A 16,207-nucleotide genomic window follows, 5' to 3' on the forward strand; every position below is an offset into this window, starting at 1 on the left:
AATCGTTGCCAATTTCCGTCCCGCTTCAGTGCGGGCCCCGCCGCAGCGGGGAGGCCGGTTTATAATCGGCCCGGCCGGCCGTGTCAATCTCTTTTTTCGCTCCGCGGCGATTTCCGTTTCCGGTCTTCGCCGCCGCCTCAGAACCACCGGCTCCGAAACAGCGAGGCGCGGTTTCTATCCCGCCCCGGTCTCCGTGTCAACTGCTTTTTTCTGCAATCCGCAGAAGCCGTTAACCCTTCAACCCCCGCCGTTTCAAACCCGAAGGTTCGTCCCGGCGAGGCGCGGTTTATAGGCCCCACACCCAACCCCGTCAACAGCCTTCTCAACAAATTCGTAACTTTTCTCGATCTCGGCCGGATCATAGGCCCAGGCCACGCTCATTCGTTACAGAATAGAGGATAGCATGCAGCGTTCGCCTTCATCCCTGCCAATTCTTCATCGTTCGTTTGCGCCAGGAGCAGATGTTACCCCCCTCTCGAGCCGCTTTCCGTCTGGCGTCAAACATTAGATCAGCATAATATTTCGTCTCCTTAATATGGAGAACGCCGCCATGAGCGAAACCGGATTGGTCGATCTGTCCCCCATCGACGCCAAAAGCTGGCTGGACCAGGGGATTGCGATTCTGATCGATGTGCGCGAGCCCTATGAATATGGATTCGAGCGGATTCCCGGAGCGCTGCTCTCCCCGCTCGCCACCTTCGATCCGGCCGCGCTGCCGTGCGGTGGCCCCCAGAAGATCGTGCTGCAATGTGGGACATCAAAGCGGTCGGGCATCGCGGGCCAGCGGATGATCGATGCTGGCTGCGCCGTCGTCTACCACATCAAAGGTGGGCTGGCGGCCTGGAAGGAAGCCGGTCTCCCCCTGCTCGGGATCAATCCGACCACCGGTGCCATTGAGGCGAAGACACCGTGATGATCTCGTCCTGGTTCCGCCTCCCTCTCTTGGCCGTTCTCATTGTCTTATTGTGTGGAAGTGCGGCGGGAGCGGCGGACATGACGCTGTCTCCGACCGAGGCCAGCGCCCAAGTCGCGGCGGGAACGATGGCTTTGATTGATGTCCGCACCCCGGAGGAATGGCGTCAGACCGGGGTACCGGTGGGGGCCAAGCGGCTCGATTACCGCAATCGGACCGGAGAGAGGCAATTCGTCGAGCGGATCGTCGCGATGGTCGGGGGAGACCGCAACGCCCCGCTGGCGATCATCTGCCGCAGCGGCAACCGCTCGGCCCAAGTGCAGACCCTGCTGATCGAAAACGGCTTCACCCGGGTTGTCAATGTCCAGGAAGGAATGCTGGGCAGCGCGGCCGGACCCGGCTGGCTGCGACGTGGCTTGCCGGTCGAACCCTGCCCGACCTGTTAAGGACGGTCACGACCCTCGCATCGCCTGCGCAGAACGTGGCAATGAGGCTTGCCGTCGCGAGTGATGTGTTATGTTATAACGTATCACTCGCGTCCCGGAGGCCATCTTACCATGCTTTCCCGTCTTGCCCTTTTGTCCGCGCTGCTGATCGCGGTCTGCGGTCCCGCCTTGGCCGAACCGTTGAAGGTTGTCGCCAGCTTCTCGATCCTGGGCGACATGGTGCGCCAGATCGGCGGCGATCAGGTCGAGGTCACCACACTGGTCGGCCCCAGCGGTGACGCCCACGTCTATCAACCGACGCCGAGCGACGCCAAAGCGGTGGCCGAGGCCGATCTGATCGTCGTCAACGGATTGGGGTTCGAAGGCTGGTTCGACCGCTTGTTCAAGACGGCGGGCGGCAAGGCGCGGGTGGTGGTGGCCTCGACCGGGGTCAAGCCGCTGACGATGGAGGATGAGGATCATCCGAAATCTCTCCACAGCCACGGCCACGATCATGACCACGAAGGCGCAGCCGATCCTCATGCCTGGCAATCGCTGGCCAATGGACGGATGTATGCGACCACGATCGGCGCGGCGCTGGCCCAGGTCGCCCCCGATCGGGCCGAACAGTTCCAGACGGCGGCAGCAGCCTACGCGCAGCGTTTGGGCGTGCTGGAATCCTGGGTGCAGCGGGAATTGTCCGAGATTCCGAAATCCGAGCGCAAGGTCATCACCAGCCACGACGCTTTTGGCTATTTCGGGAAAACCTACGGAATCGAATTCGTGGCTCCGGTCGGGATCAGCACCGAGGCCGAGCCGACGGCGAAGGACGTCGCCGCCCTGATCCGCCAAATGAAAGCGAACAAGATCCGCGCCGTCTTCATTGAAGCAATGACCGATCCCCGTTTGATCCAGCAGATCGCCAAGGATGGCCGCGGCACGGTCGGTGGCAGCCTTTATTCGGATTCGCTGTCGGCGGCGGACGGCCCCGCCGCGACCTATGAGGCGATGTTCCGCCACAATGTCGGTGCGTTGAAGGCCGCCCTGACACCTCGGGGCTGACAACCGAAGGGGGGGAGGACTCCCCCCCCGATCAGTCGATCGACTTCAGATTTTCAGCCGCCATCTTGCCGCTTTTGGTGTCGGAGACCAGATCGAACCCGATCTTCTGGCCTTCGCGCAAATCGCCCAAGCCCGACCGCTCGACCGCGCTGATATGGACGAAGGCGTCCTTGCCGCCCTCATCGGGGGCGATGAAGCCGAAGCCCTTTTGGGCGTTGAACCATTTCACGGTTCCCGTAGTCATCAGGAAACCCTTTCAAGAACGGAGGAATCCTTTTCCCGCGCGTGCGGGAAAGGGCTGGCGCACGGTCAGGCGGGAAGATCATGCGCGTGGCTCCGACATTATCGGCGCTCTACAGATCCATCACTCCGTGTCGGAGACATGGTTGCTCTGAAAAGAACGACATATCAACCTTAATAAAATTCAACCGCTATTATCCAGCCAATTTGGCGAAGATTTCATCACCGACAGCCTCCGCGTCGATCGCGCCCCTCTCATAACCGGGGATGACAGCAGGTTTGCACGATATCCACCACCCCCTCGGCAAAGGGACGCGGTGAGACGGAGGGGCTGACGGCGTCTTTAACGCTGGCGTCGGCACCGGACGCGCCTTTATCCTGAGGCGATGACCAGTCCCTCCCTGACCCTGTGCGCCGACGATTACGGCCTTGCCCCCGGCGTCGGCCGCGCCATCCGCGCCCTGATCGAGGCCGGACGCCTTCAGGCGACCGGTTGCATGACCGCCGGGCCGTTCTGGCCGGACGAAGCCGCTCTGCTGCGCCCGCTGACTGGGCGGGCCGAGTTCGGCGTTCACCTGACCCTGACCGACCACGCCCCGCTCGCCCCCCTGCCCGCTTTGGCCCCGGACGGTCGTTTTCCCCCGCTGGGACGGCTGTTGAAGCTGTCGCTGCTGCGCCGCCTCGACCGCGCCGAGATCGCCGCCGAACTGGAACGCCAGATCGATTCGTTCGAAGCGGCGATGGGACGCGCTCCCGACTTTCTCGATGGCCATCACCACGTCCACCAATTGCCGGTGGTGCGGGACGTCGTGCTCGATCTGGCAGCGCGGCGGCTGGCCCCCGGCGGTTGGGTGCGGTCGTGCTGGGACAATCCGCTATCGATCCTGGGGCGCGGCATCGACCCGTTCCGCGCCGGACTGATCGCGGTGCTGGGCATCGGGCTGCGGCTGGGGCTGCGCCGGGCCGGAATCCCCCATAATCGTCGCTTTCGCGGCGTCTATGATTTTTCCGGCCGGGTTCCCTATCCGGCGCTGTTCGAACGCTTCACCGACCGCCCCGGTCCGGGCACCCTGGTGATGTGTCATCCCGGCGAGATCGACGACGCCTTGCGCGCCTGCGAGCGGCTGACCGACCAGCGCGCGGTCGAGTACGCCTACCTTGCCTCGGACGCGATGGAAGCCGCACTGACGGATCGGGGCCTCAGTCTGGCACCGCTGCCCCGGGCATGAACGGCGCGGGGCAGGCGACGCGGCTGGCAACCTATTATGCCGCCCTGTTCGCGATCATCGGCATCCTGGCCCCGTTCTGGCCGCTGTGGCTGTCGTCCCGGGGGTTAAGCCCGTCCGAGATCGGGATTCTGATCGCCTTTACCTACCTCACCCGGCTGGTCGCCAATCCGCTGGTCGGCCATTGGGTCGATCATCGCGGCGACCGCAAACGGCCGATGCTGATCCTGGCGGCGGCGGCGGCGGCGCTGTGCCTGCTGTTCCCGCTGGCCTGGGGCTTCTGGCCGATCCTGATCGTGACCCTGCTGGTGTTCCTGCCGTTCAACGGATTGATGCCGGTGGGCGACAGTCTGGTGCTGATGGTCGCCGCCCGCGAGAAGCTCGATTACGGCCGGGTGCGGCTGTGGGGCTCGCTCGCCTTTATCGCCACCGCCTCGACGGTCGGACATGTGCTGGAGGTGTGGCCCGCCGACACCCTTGCCTGGATGTTTTTCGCGCTTCTGCTCGGCCTGACCCTGACCTGCACGGCGTTGCCCGATGCCCGCGTCCCGCTGCGCGAGCGGCCGCCGCCGCTGCGGCCGCTGCTGGGGTCGGGGTTGTTCCTGCTGTTTCTCGCCGCGACCGCGCTGAACCAGACCGCCCACACCGTCTATTACGGCTTTGCCACCCTGCATTGGAAGGCGGCGGGCCTGTCGGACGCGACGATCGGATTGCTGTGGTCGGAAGGAGTCGTCGCCGAGATCGTCTTGTTCTCGCTCAGCGGCCGGGCGGTGGCGCTGGTGGGACCGGCGGGGCTGATCCTGACGGCAGGGCTGTGCGGAATCGTCCGCTGGACTGTGCTGGGAGCGACCACCGAACCAGCGCTGCTCGCTCTGGCCCAGCTTCTCCACGCCGCCACCTTCGGCTGCGCTCATCTGGGGGCGATGCATTTTATCCAGAGAGCGGTGCCGCCGTCTTTGTCGGTCCGCGCCCAGGGCCTGTTCGCAGCGATATCGGTCGGGCTGGCCCCCGGTCTGGTGATTGCGGCGACCGGGCCTTTGTACGAATGGCTGGGCGGCGAGGCGTTCTGGGTGATGGCAGCTCTGTCCGCCGCCTCGGCGTTAACGGCGTGGCCGCTGCTGCGGCGCTGGCGTGGCGGCCGCCTGATCGCGGCCTAATCCCTGCCCGAGCCGGGATCGGGCCTTGGCCCGTCTTGTCATCGCCCGCCCCTCCCCCAATCTAACATTGGGTGAAGACACCCGGATCGGCACACATGGGATGCCGTCCGGACGGTCTTTCGAGGGAGCACGGGCATGCTGACCAGACGACATCTCCTTTGGGCCGGATCGAGCGGCCTTGCCCTGCTGGCGTTGGCCGAAGGAATGTTCAGTTCGCGCGCCCGCGCTGGCGACGATTTCCCCATCCACCACACTGCCAAGGAGTGGCGCAGCATGCTGACACCGGAGCAATACGCCGTTCTGCGCGAAGAAGCGACCGAGCGTCCGTTTTCCAGCCCCCTCAACAGCGAACACCGCGCCGGAGAGTTTTCCTGTGCCGGATGCGACCAGCCCCTGTTCGATTCGGGCACGAAGTTCGACAGCGGCACCGGCTGGCCCAGCTTTTGGGCACCGAAGGACAATGCGGTCGCCACTACCACCGATTACAAGATCGGGCTTGCCCGCACCGAGGTTCATTGCAGCAAGTGCGGCGGCCATCTCGGCCACGTTTTCAACGATGGCCCGGCCCCGACCGGCCTGCGCTATTGCATGAACGGAACGGCGCTGACCTTCACACCCAAAACCACCTGAATCGTCGCGGGGTCGCCCGATGCTGTTGTTCGCCATCGCTTATCTCGCCGGAGGGCTGACGATCCTCAGCCCCTGCATCTTGCCGGTGCTGCCGTTCGTGTTTGCGGGCGCGGACCGGCCGTTCCGGCGGAGCGGACTGCCGATGCTGGCGGGGATGGCGCTGACCTTCGCTTTGATCGCGACGCTGGCGGCGGTCGGCGGACATTGGGCGATCGAGGCGAACCAGGCCGGGCGATGGGCCGCGCTGGCCCTCTTGGCGTTGTTCGGACTGGCGTTGGTGTGGCCCGGTCTGGCCGAGCGGATCTCTCGTCCGCTGGTCGCGCTGGGCGGGCGCCTGTCCCAGGCGGCGGAGCGCGACGACGGCACGCAGCGCGGAGAAATCCTGCGCCCGGTGCTGCTCGGAATCGCGACCGGTCTGGTGTGGGCTCCCTGCGCCGGGCCGGTTCTGGGTGTGATTCTCACCGCCGCCGCGTTGGACGGAGCCAGCGTCCACACCACCCTGCTGCTCGCCGCCTATGCCGCCGGAGCGGCGACCTCGCTGGCGGCGGCGCTGCTGCTGGGCCGCCGGGTCTTTGAGACAATGAAGCGCTTCCTGGGACTCGGCACATGGCTACGGCGCGGCCTCGGCGGCGCGGTGCTGGCCGGGGTTGTCGTCATCGGGCTGGGACTGGATACCGGATTGCTCGGCCGCCTGTCGCTGCCGGGAACCGTTGCAATCGAGCAGACCCTGCTCGACCGGCTTGGCCCCGCTCCGGGGATGCTGGCGGCAATGGCGGCGTCGGACAACGCTTTGCCGGTCGAGGGCACCCTGCCGTCGCTGGCCGGGGCGACGGCGTGGCTCAACTCCCCGCCGCTCAGTTCGGACAGCCTGCGCGGCAAGGTCGTTCTGGTCGATTTCTGGACTTATTCCTGCATCAATTGCCTGCGCGCCCTGCCCCACGTCCGAGCCTGGGCCGAAAAATACCGCGAGGCCGGTCTGGTGGTGCTGGGCATCCACGCCCCGGAATTCGCCTTCGAGAAATCGCTGTCGAACGTCCGTGAGGCCGTGCGCGATCTGAACGTCACCTATCCGGTCGCGATCGACAACGACTACGCCCTGTGGCGGGGCTTCAACAATCATTACTGGCCAGCTCATTACCTGATCGACCGCGAGGGCCGCATCCGCTACCACCATTTCGGCGAGGGGAATTACGACCGTACCGAAGAGGTGGTCCGCCAATTGCTGGCCGAGACCGGGCATTCCCTTCCCCCCGCCACCGATGCGGTCGATAGCCGGGGCATCCACGCTCCCGCCGACTTTGCCACGCTGGCCTCGCCCGAGACCTATCTCGGCCATGACCGCGCCGAGAATTTCCGCTCGCCCGGCGGCATCGTCCCCGACCGGACCCAGGCCTATGCCCTTCCGGCCAAGCTGCGGCGCAACGAATGGGCCTTGGCGGGGGAGTGGCAGATCGAATCCGAACGGGCGGTCGCGGCGACAGCAGGCGGGCGGATCGTGTTTCGCTTCCACGCCCGCGACCTGCATCTGGTGCTGGGGCCGGACGAGAGCGGCACCCCGATCCGCTTCCGCGTCCGCCTCGACGGAGCCGTCCCCGGTGCCGATCACGGGATCGACACCAATGCCGAGGGAGAGGGGACGGTCAGCGGACGGCGGCTGTATCAGTTGATTCGCCAGACCGAATCCAGCCGCGACCGCACCTTCGAAATCGAGTTCCTGTCCCCCGGACTTCAGGCTTTTGCCTTCACCTTCGGCTGATCCGCCGGGATCACTTGGCCGGAGCCGGGCAGAACTTGCGCACTTCCGCCGGATCGAGCGTCCCGTTCCGGTCGAGATCGAGCGAGTCGAAGGTCAGGTTGGCCTGACGCAGGAACTCGTCGAGGCTGACCTTGAAATCGAGATTGGTGTCGGCCGACATCACCGGATCGGCTCCGGTCGGGGGCGAACTGCCCCGGTCGCCGCCGTCGCGCGGACCGCCACCGCCACCAGATGGACCGCCGCCGCCGCCGGGAGGGCCACCGCCGCCCCCTCCGCCGCCGCCGCCGCGTCCGCCCCAGCTCCCGCCGGGAAAGCCGATCCGACCGCTAAGCGCCCCGTCATCCTCGCCTTGGTCGCCGCGCGGAAAACGGGGCGGAGCCGACGGCTCGACCACCCGGAACGGGGCGCGATAGGCCGACAATTCGTCGGCGGTGACAAACCCGTCGCCATCGCCATCCATCCGGGCGAATTGAGCCCGGGCATCGGCGAGGAAATCCTGGCGCGAGACGATGCCGCGATGGGCCGGATCGACCCGGACCGCCCATTCGTCCAGCGCCTCCTCGCAACGCTTCCACCCCAGCGCCCCCCCGGTCAATGGCTCGGCGTTGGGGCTGACGCTGGCGGCCTGCTGCGGGCGCGGGCCTCCTGGACCGCCCGGTCCTCCGGGGCCACCCGGGCCGGAACAGGCCGCAAGTCCGACGGCCACAACGACGACGCTCAACGCTTTTCCGGTCATGCCTCACCTTGGTTTGTGCCCTGGGGGCCGGACCGCCGCTTGGGGGGCGGCGCTCGCGCGCACTCAGACTAATCATACTCCAAAGGCCACACGCCAAACAGAAGCGGATTCCTGCGTTTTCGGAATAGAGCGTCCTGTCGGGCCGCGGGATTCCCCCCGTCACCCTTCCACACCGAAACGTGGTATTGCTAAGGGGTGGGATCGTGAGAGCAACGTCACTGTGATGGGCGACAAGCGAACCAGAGCCTCGGCCGCTTTGCCCCCTCCGCCGTCCGGTGGAACGGGGGCTTTGATTCGTCCCCAACATCGGCCACAAGGCCTGCTGTCGCGTTGGGGCCTCCCCACCGGAATCGGCCGGGCGGCGGGGGTCATTCTGCTCCTATCCCTTCTGGTCGGGCTCGCGGTCGGAGAATCGTTCCGACTGGCGATGGAAGCCGACCACCGCACCTCCTTTGAAGACAAGGCCGGACGCAAGGCCACCGCCCTGCTGGAGCAAACCGCGCGGGGCTGGGCGATGGGGGCGGTGATCATTTCGGGCGAGACCAATCCGTCGCTTCTTGTCGCCGCGACCCGGCCCGATCCGCCCCGGCAAGAGGGCGACGACAACAGCGAGGCGGCGCGCCATCTGGAACGCCTCGCCCACCGGATCGGCGGCGATGGAGCTTTCGTCGTCAACCGGGCCGGACTGATCGTCGCCTCGTGGGATGCCCAGGGACGGACGCGGCTGGGCCACGATCTCGGCTTCCGCCCCTATGTCCAGAACGGTCTGCGCGGCAGCGACAGCGTCTATGCCGCCGTGGGAAGCTCGACCGGCGACCGCTCCCTCTATATCGCCGCACCGATCCGGACGACGCAGGACGAGCCGATCGCGGCGGGCGTGGTGGTGGGACGGATCGCGATGAGCCTGATCGACCAATCCTTGCGCGACTGGCCTGGAATTGCTCTGCTGCTGTCGCCCCAGGGAGTGGTGTTCGCCAGCACGCGGCGGGAATGGCTGTTGTCGGTCAGCGGGGAGGTGACACCCGACCGTATCCGCGCCATCGCCGCGTCACGGCAGTTTGGCGGGGCCTTCGACGGCCCGCATCGGGTCAGATCCCTGCCGTTTGACCCCGATGCCGATACCGTCGAGATCAATGGAACCCGCTTCATGTCGGCCCGGCTGCCGCTACAATGGAACGATCCCGGCGGCGACTGGTCGCTGGTGCTGCTGGCCGATCCGGCGGCGGCGACACCGCTGGCCGCCCGTCTGGGGATTGCGGCCGCGGCTGGAGTGGGAACCTGTGCCCTCGGCCTGCTGGTGCTGGCGGCACGGGGGGCGGCAACGGTACGGCACCAGGCGGCGCTCGACGGCGAGAGTGCGGCGCGACAGCAGGCCGAGCGCAGCGACCGGCAGGCGCGCCAAGCCGACCTGATCGCCCACCTGCTTCACGTCAAAACCGCCGCCGCGTTGGCCCAGACCCTGTTCGCCGGTCTGGCCCGCGATCTGCCATTACATCAGGGTCGCCTCTATGTGACCGAGGATGACGGACAGCATCTAACTCTGGCCGGATCTCTGGGCGACAGCACCGTGCCGGAACGGATCGGGGCGGATGACGGCTTGATCTGGGACTGCGCGAATACCGGACAAGCACTGTGTATCGAGGATTTTCCAGCGGGCGCCGGACAGGTGCCCTCCGATCCGGGCGAGGTGTCGCTTCGCGTTCTGCGGCCGCTGATCCGCGACGATCGCGTGCTGGGGGTACTCGATGTGACCTCGCCCTCTCCCACCGCCCATCTCGACCACCGCGCCGATCTCGACGCGCTGCTGCCGGTGCTGGCCCTCCAGATCGAGTTGATCCGGACACGCACCCTGGCCAGCGATTCCCTCGCCGAGGTGCGGCGGCAGACCGAATCGGTGCGGCGGCAACAAGATATCAGCCAGCAGACCGAAGATTGGTTCCGCACCATTCTCGACGGGATGCCGGTCGGGCTGCTGGTGGTCGATCGTAGCGGCCGCATCATTCTGTCCAATCGCGAGATCGAGCGGTTGAGCGGCTATTCGCTCGACGAATTGCTGGGAGCGGAGATCGAACGGCTGCTCCCTCCTGCGATTCGCGACAGCCATGTCGGATGGCGCAACGCCCTGACGATGGGCGAGGATCAGGTGGTGCGGATGGGCAGCGAACGCCCCGCTTTGCCGCTCTTGACGCGGGACGGAACCGAGCGGCGGGTCGAAATCACCCTGACCCAGACGCCCGCGCTGGGCTCGCAACCACCCTGTGTCTGCGCCATGATCCGCCCGGTTTAGCCGCCCGACCGTGACAGATCGCGAAATCCGGGCTAGAACCCGAAGAATGGATTTCGACGTGATCGTGATCGGCGCGGGTGCCGCCGGGTTGATGTGCGCCGCCGCCGCCGGTTGGCGCGGGCGGCGGGTGCTGGTGCTCGACCATAACGACCAGCCGGGCCGCAAGATTCTGATCTCGGGCGGCGGGCGCTGCAACTTCACCAATCTGGGCGTTGCTCCCGACCGTTATCTGTCGGGCAACCCGCATTTCGTCACCTCGGCGCTGAAGCGCTATCGCCCCGCCGATTTCCTCGATTTGCTGCGCCATCACCGCATCCCCTGGCACGAGCGCAATCATGGCGAATTGTTCTGCGACCGCTCGGCCGAGGACATCGTGACGATGCTTCTCGCCGAATGCACCACCGCCGGGGTGGAACTCCGCTGCGGGGTGAAAGCGGGCGCGGTCAGCGGCGATGGCCCCTTCACGGTATCGACCGGCGCGGGCGCGCTGTCGGCCGCCTCGGTCGTACTGGCGACCGGCGGCCTGTCGATCCCCAAGATCGGGGCGAGCGGCTTTGCCCATGCCGTCGCCCGCCGCTATGACATTCCGGTGGTGACCCCGCGTCCCGGACTGGTGCCGCTGACCTTCGCCGAGGCCGATCTGGCGCTGATCCGTCCGCTGTCCGGCATTGCGGTCGATGCCGTCGTCGCGGTCGGCCGCGCCCGCTTCCGCGAAGCGGTGCTGCTGACCCATCGCGGCCTGTCGGGACCGGCGGTGCTGCAAGCCTCGTCCTATTGGCGGGAGGGGGACTCGATCGCGATCGACTGGCTGCCCGACCTCGACGCCGCCGCCTATCTGCTCGGGCGCAAGGCCGAGCGGCCCAACGCCGAGGTGCGGACAATGCTGGCCGAGCATCTGCCTGCCCGCCTGGCCGAGATGCTGACGGCGCGGGCCGGGGCCGATGCCCGCCCGATCGGCCAGACCCCCCATGCCGCGCTGACCGCGCTGGGGACCGAGTTGAAAACCTGGAAGCTCACTCCGACCGGCACCGAGGGCTGGCGCACCGCCGAAATCACCGTGGGCGGGATCGACACCGCCGCGCTATCGTCGAAGACGATGGAGATCAAGACCCGCCCCGGCCTGTTCGCGGTGGGCGAAGCCGCCGACGTCGCCGGATGGCTGGGCGGCTATAATTTCCATTGGGCTTGGGCCAGCGGCTGGGTCGCCGGTCAGTTCGCCTGACGTTTCGTCTCTCCACCCTTCATTTCGCCCCGCATCAAGGACATCTCATGTTCGTCGGAATGGACTTTGGCACCACCAACAGCGCCGTGGCGATTGCCGGGCAAGACCGGGCGGCGGCGGATGTCGTCTCCTTCGCCACCCAGGCGGGACCGGCGCAGACCCTGCGCTCGGTGCTGGCCTTCGAGGCCAAAAACCGCGACGCCCACCGCAATATCGTGCCGCTGGTCGGCCACGAAGCGATCGACGCCTATCTGCACAGCGACGGCGAGTGCCGCTTCCTGCAATCGTTCAAATCCTACCTGACCAGCCGATTGTTCACCGGCACCTCGATCCTGGGCCGGACCTACAGCCTGGAGGATCTGGTGGCGCTGATCGTCGCCCACCTCCGCCGCGCCGCCGAGGCCGAGGGCGTTCCGGTGGCGCGGGTGGTGGCGGGGCGTCCGGTCCGCTTCGTCGCCGAGGGCGGCGAGACCGAGGACGATTACGCCACCGGGCGGCTGGTCGAAGCCTTCGCCAAGGCCGGTATCGACGAGGTGGTGTTCGAGTACGAGCCGATTGCCGCCGCTTATTATTACGAAAGCACCCTGACCGAGGACCAGACCGTTCTGGTCGCCGATTTCGGCGGCGGCACCAGCGATTTCTGCCTGATCCGGCTGGGTCCGGGACGGACAAAGCTGGCCCGGCCCGAAGACGCGATCATCGGCACGGCAGGTGTCGGCATCGCGGGCGACGCGTTTGACCGCCGCATCGTCGAACACGGCCTGTCGGCCCATTTCGGCAAGAACGACACCTATCTGAGCGGCGGCAAGTCGCTGCCGATGCCCGCCTGGGTCTATGCCAAGCTGGAACGCTGGCACCATGTCGCCTTCCTCAACACGCCCAAGACGCTGCGGCTGTTGCAGGATCTCCAGCGCCATGTCGATGACCCCGAACCGATCGAGCAATTGCTGGCGCTGATCGAGCACAATCTCGGCTATCACCTTTATCGCGCCGTCGAGCGGGCCAAGCTCGACCTGTCGCGGGGAGAAGAGACCCTGTTCCGCTTCGACCATGCCCCGGTTCTGGTCGAACGGCGCATCCTCCGCAGCGAGTTCGAGAGCTGGATCGGCAAGGAACTCGCCGCGATCGAGGGCTGCGTCGAGGGTCTGCTCGACAGCACCGGGATCGCGGCGGATCGGATCGACCGCGTCTTCCTCACCGGCGGTTCGTCGCTGGTCCCCTCGGTGCGGGCGATCTTCGCCCGCCGCTTCGGCGAGGACAAGATCAGCGCCGGCGGCGAGTTCATCTCGGTGGCGAGCGGTCTGGCCCAGCGCGCCCGTGAGGTGTTCTCCGCCTGATCGACCCGGGCGTTCCTATCGCGAAAAGGCTCGGGGATCGGCCCGGCAGGAGAGCGGAAAGGGCTGGAAATCGAGCCTGGGACCGGGGGCGAAATCGGCCTCGGCGGCGCGCTCGGGATAGAGCCTGCGATAGCCGTCCCACACCGCCCAGGAGGGGGTAAAGCGCAGATTGGGGATATCGTCGGCGGGACCGTTGGCGTTATCGAGGCCGACCAGCGCGCCGTTCGAAAACACCGCGCCGCCCGACATGCCGGGATGAGCATCGAGCCGGGCTTCGACCTTGCAGAAGAACCGGCCCGACGAACCGGACTTGGCGAGCGAGGTGTATTCTTCCTGGTCGATATCGTGGAAGCGGTGGCACACCCCGGCCGCCGCGTGTAGCTGGTCGTGACCATGCGCCCAGCCGACCGCGACGATCCGGGTTCCGGCGACGGAATTCGGCACGGTCCCCCACACCGCCGGGGCCAGGGCCGCCCCCGCGACAAAAGCAGGATCGATCGTGGCGAAGGCAAGGTCGAGACCGGGGTGGAAGCGGACGTTGGCCAGCCCGGCGGTTTCGGCGACCTCGCCCGGACGGGGGGAAAAGCGCACCACCGCCTCGATCGCTCCTGTCCCGGAATCGGTCAGCCAATCCTCGACCTGATGCGTCGTCAGCGCGACGGTACCAAAGCGGTCCAGCAAGATGCAGGAGCCCCGCCCCTCGACCTCGCCGCGATAGGTGATAACCCGTCCGCAGGTGCGGCCCGCCGCCGCCACCCAGGGATCGCTGTCGCACAATTGGGCGAAGCCCCAGGTGCGCCCGTCCATGCCGGGCTCGGCGGCCAGCAAATCCCCCTCTTCCGCCTCTTCCGGAACAGACCGGCGGGAGGCATTGAGAACGGCGAAGGCCGATACCCCGAGACCCAGCACCATCAGACGACGCGACACCATCCAGACGTCAACCCTACAGCAGTTTCTCGGCCTTCAGCGCCTCTTGCACCGAGTCCAGCGCGCCGACCCGGGTGTAATAGGCGGTCAAGGCGGGCCACTCCGATAGAGCGAGGCCGACCCGGGGCAGCCACGACAGGACGGTGAACAGATAGAAATCGGCGACGCTGGGGCTGTCGCCAACCAGATAGCCGCCCGGCGCCACCGCTTTCTCGGCGAATTCGAACCGACGGCGCAGGGTGACCTTGGACAGGTCCTTGACCTCTTCGGGAATCGCCGGATTGAACAGCCCGGCCACCGGCTTGTGCAATTCGGTGGCGGTAAACACCAGCCACTCGACCAGCCGCAGATAATCGGGGGTGCCCTCGGCTGGCGCCAGCGACAGATCGGGCGCCTGCGAGGCGAGATACAGCAGGATCGCGACCCCCTCGGTCAGCACCTGCCCGTCATCGAGCACCAGCGCCGGAATATAGCCCTTGGGGTTGATCGTCAGGAAATCGGTCCCGCCCTCGGTTTTCTTGGTGGCGAGATCGACCGCCTCGACGGTGAAATCGAAACCGGCCTCGATCAGGGCGATATGGGAGGCCAGCGAGCAGGCTCCGGACTTGTAATACAGCTTCATGGCACCATCCCCTTGTCTGATGCGGGACGCGGACGAGCGGACAGCGTCCCGCCGTCGGGCACGATGCGCAGATAGCGGTCGTGCACCCGGAACACGATGACGAGTTCAACCACCAGCGTCAGGCTGGAATACACCAGATTGGTCAGAGCGAAATGCTCGATCAGAAGGCCGGACTCCGGCAAAGCGGGCAGGATCAGCAGCTTCCATCCCATCCCCAGCAGCAGGCCGGGACACAGCACGCAGGCCATGCCGATCAGCGCCCACACCAAGGCCCGGCGACGTCTGGCGGCGCGGGCCGAGCGGAAAAAGACGATTGCCGCCAGAAGAGAGATCACCACGCTAATCATTCGGTCAGACCATCCGGACACAGCCACGTTGGTTCCGGCGTCGCCGCCGACCGAGACAGAGTAAGCCATCTCCCCGAGGGCGACAACCGGGGCCTACCCGTCCCCGCGGACGACCGCGACGACCACCTCGTTGCGGCGCAGGAACGGCAGCGTCCAGGGCGGGTCGTAGAGGAAGGACGAGGGTGCACCGTGCGGCTGCCATGCCGTCCCGCCCAACCGGGCCAGCAATTCGGCCTGACGCAGGGCGATCGCCTCGGCATCGCGGGTGCCGGTGAAACGCAGCACGGCCAGGGTCTGGCCGGGGATTTCGACCAGCCGGACCCGCTCGTCGTCGGGAACCGGCAAGGTCTCCATCGTATAGGTTGCGGGCATGAAGAAGCGCATCGTCCGCCGCCCGTTGGTCTCGCCCCCTTCGACCGGGGCGGTCATCGCGATCGATTGGGACCGCTCGGTTTCGACCGGGGCGGTCATCGCCACCTTGCTGTGGGCGCGGTTGCTGCCGAAAATATATCCGGCCAAGGTGCGGAACGCCTGATTGCGTGCCTCGGACCCGTCGCCGACAAGATCGGTCTCGGCGGCGATGCGCGCGCCGTAGCGGCGGATTTCGAGATCGTCGGCCAGCGTCGCCACCACCTCATAGGTGGGCTCTTCGGTGCCGGACCGTATTCCGACCACCGAGCAAGCCGACAAAAATGCGACGGAACCGACCATGGCCAGCCCGTTTCCCACATCCGACAGCTTCATCGTCCCGATCCTTCCGATCCAGGGTTCAAGCTGTTGATAGATGGGAAGAATATGGTAACAAACAAGGAGTTTTCCGCCATTTTCCGGGGGGGTCGGAAACTACCCTCCCTGCGGAAATAAAGTGGCCAATCGGTCAATCGGGCCAGTTGGACCTTGCTATTGGCCGCCGAACGATCAACACTGCGCTTATCAATTCTGCCCTGAGAAACGACCAGAGTCGCTCGGCACTTGATCCGCTTCGCGAAGTCGCGTCGCGTGAATCTCATTCTTGGAGACCTCAATATGCCGAACGGCACCGTCAAGTGGTTCAACAGCACCAAGGGTTTTGGCTTTATCGCTCCGGACAACGGCGGCCCGGATGTGTTCGTGCACATCTCCGCGGTCGAGCGCGCTGGCCTCAACGGCCTCAATGATGGCCAGAAGGTTTCCTTCGAGGAAGAGCGCGATCCGCGTAAGGGCAAGACCTCTGCGGTCAATCTGAAGGCCCTCTAAAGCCTGAGATGTGGCTGGCCGTCCCTGCGGCGGCCAGCCGCTGCTCCGCTTGATAGAACGATCCAAACATCCACTTTTCATGAG

General features: G+C 66.2%; 17 protein-coding genes. 11 read left to right on the forward strand and 6 right to left on the reverse strand.

The window, feature by feature from the left end:
• Positions 1–550: 550 nt before the first annotated feature.
• The 3 genes from BLW40_RS15505 (at position 551) to BLW40_RS15515 (ending at position 2,400) form a co-directional block, all read left to right on the forward strand.
• Positions 551–913, forward strand: a complete 363-nt coding sequence (locus BLW40_RS15505; RefSeq protein WP_074770241.1) for a rhodanese-like domain-containing protein — start codon at positions 551–553, stop codon at positions 911–913.
• An 80-nt stretch (positions 914–993) separates the two neighbouring features.
• On the forward strand, positions 994–1,359 hold the full coding sequence (locus BLW40_RS15510) for a rhodanese-like domain-containing protein (RefSeq protein WP_244511227.1): 366 nt from the start codon (positions 994–996) through the stop codon (positions 1,357–1,359).
• Positions 1,360–1,470: 111 nt separating this feature from the next.
• Positions 1,471–2,400, forward strand: coding sequence for a metal ABC transporter substrate-binding protein (locus BLW40_RS15515; RefSeq protein WP_074770191.1), 930 nt, complete (start codon positions 1,471–1,473; stop codon positions 2,398–2,400).
• A 31-nt stretch (positions 2,401–2,431) separates the two neighbouring features.
• On the opposite strand, the gene BLW40_RS15520 is transcribed toward BLW40_RS15515, so the two are convergent.
• On the reverse strand, positions 2,432–2,644 hold the full coding sequence (locus BLW40_RS15520) for a cold-shock protein (RefSeq protein ID WP_074770193.1): 213 nt from the start codon (positions 2,642–2,644) through the stop codon (positions 2,432–2,434).
• 382 nt (positions 2,645–3,026) lie between these two features.
• Between BLW40_RS15520 and BLW40_RS15525 the strand changes: the two genes are divergently transcribed.
• From BLW40_RS15525 to BLW40_RS15540, 4 genes are all read left to right on the forward strand, one after another.
• On the forward strand, positions 3,027–3,869 hold the full coding sequence (locus BLW40_RS15525) for a ChbG/HpnK family deacetylase (protein WP_074770195.1): 843 nt from the start codon (positions 3,027–3,029) through the stop codon (positions 3,867–3,869).
• On the forward strand, positions 3,866–5,023 hold the full coding sequence (locus BLW40_RS15530; RefSeq protein WP_074770197.1) for an MFS transporter: 1,158 nt from the start codon (positions 3,866–3,868) through the stop codon (positions 5,021–5,023). The genes BLW40_RS15525 and BLW40_RS15530 overlap by 4 nt, the downstream gene beginning before the upstream one ends.
• 135 nt (positions 5,024–5,158) lie before the next feature.
• On the forward strand, positions 5,159–5,653 hold the full coding sequence (msrB, locus tag BLW40_RS15535) for a peptide-methionine (R)-S-oxide reductase MsrB (protein ID WP_074770199.1): 495 nt from the start codon (positions 5,159–5,161) through the stop codon (positions 5,651–5,653).
• Between the two features lie 19 nt (positions 5,654–5,672).
• Positions 5,673–7,409, forward strand: coding sequence for a cytochrome c biogenesis protein DipZ (locus tag BLW40_RS15540; RefSeq protein WP_074770201.1), 1,737 nt, complete (start codon positions 5,673–5,675; stop codon positions 7,407–7,409).
• Between the two features lie 10 nt (positions 7,410–7,419).
• Here BLW40_RS15540 and BLW40_RS17225 read toward each other — a convergent pair whose 3' ends face one another.
• Positions 7,420–8,130, reverse strand: coding sequence for an EF-hand domain-containing protein (locus tag BLW40_RS17225; RefSeq protein ID WP_211656787.1), 711 nt, complete (start codon positions 8,128–8,130; stop codon positions 7,420–7,422).
• Between the two features lie 304 nt (positions 8,131–8,434).
• Between BLW40_RS17225 and BLW40_RS15555 the strand changes: the two genes are divergently transcribed.
• The 3 genes from BLW40_RS15555 to BLW40_RS15565 are packed head-to-tail and all read left to right on the forward strand — an operon-like array spanning position 8,435 to position 12,991.
• Positions 8,435–10,432, forward strand: coding sequence for a PAS domain S-box protein (locus tag BLW40_RS15555; RefSeq protein ID WP_074770203.1), 1,998 nt, complete (start codon positions 8,435–8,437; stop codon positions 10,430–10,432).
• Between the two features lie 46 nt (positions 10,433–10,478).
• Positions 10,479–11,654, forward strand: coding sequence for a BaiN/RdsA family NAD(P)/FAD-dependent oxidoreductase (locus BLW40_RS15560; protein ID WP_074770205.1), 1,176 nt, complete (start codon positions 10,479–10,481; stop codon positions 11,652–11,654).
• Between the two features lie 47 nt (positions 11,655–11,701).
• Positions 11,702–12,991, forward strand: a complete 1,290-nt coding sequence (locus BLW40_RS15565; protein ID WP_074770207.1) for an Hsp70 family protein — start codon at positions 11,702–11,704, stop codon at positions 12,989–12,991.
• A 15-nt stretch (positions 12,992–13,006) separates the two neighbouring features.
• On the opposite strand, the gene BLW40_RS15570 is transcribed toward BLW40_RS15565, so the two are convergent.
• From BLW40_RS15570 to BLW40_RS15585, 4 genes are all read right to left on the reverse strand, one after another.
• Positions 13,007–13,921 (reverse strand): S1 family peptidase, encoded by a 915-nt coding sequence (locus BLW40_RS15570; RefSeq protein WP_074770209.1) that lies wholly within the window; start codon positions 13,919–13,921, stop codon positions 13,007–13,009.
• Positions 13,922–13,934: 13 nt separating this feature from the next.
• Complete coding sequence (gene gstA / locus BLW40_RS15575) at positions 13,935–14,540, reverse strand: glutathione transferase GstA (RefSeq protein ID WP_074770211.1); 606 nt, start codon at positions 14,538–14,540, stop codon at positions 13,935–13,937.
• Positions 14,537–14,878, reverse strand: coding sequence for a hypothetical protein (locus tag BLW40_RS15580; RefSeq protein WP_139305628.1), 342 nt, complete (start codon positions 14,876–14,878; stop codon positions 14,537–14,539). The genes gstA and BLW40_RS15580 overlap by 4 nt, the downstream gene beginning before the upstream one ends.
• A 102-nt stretch (positions 14,879–14,980) precedes the next feature.
• Entirely contained in the window at positions 14,981–15,631 is a 651-nt protein-coding gene (locus BLW40_RS15585) for an SOUL family heme-binding protein (protein ID WP_083386821.1), read from the reverse strand.
• Between the two features lie 282 nt (positions 15,632–15,913).
• Here BLW40_RS15585 and BLW40_RS15590 point away from each other — a divergent pair, with 282 nt between their 5' ends.
• Positions 15,914–16,123 carry a cold-shock protein gene (locus tag BLW40_RS15590; protein WP_002726631.1) on the forward strand — a complete coding sequence of 70 codons (210 nt, stop codon included), beginning with the start codon at positions 15,914–15,916 and terminating at the stop codon, positions 16,121–16,123.
• The last annotated feature ends 84 nt before the right edge of the window (positions 16,124–16,207 follow it).

Source organism: Magnetospirillum fulvum, from assembly GCF_900108475.1.
GTDB classification, from domain to species: Bacteria; Pseudomonadota; Alphaproteobacteria; order Rhodospirillales; family Magnetospirillaceae; genus Phaeospirillum; species Phaeospirillum fulvum_A.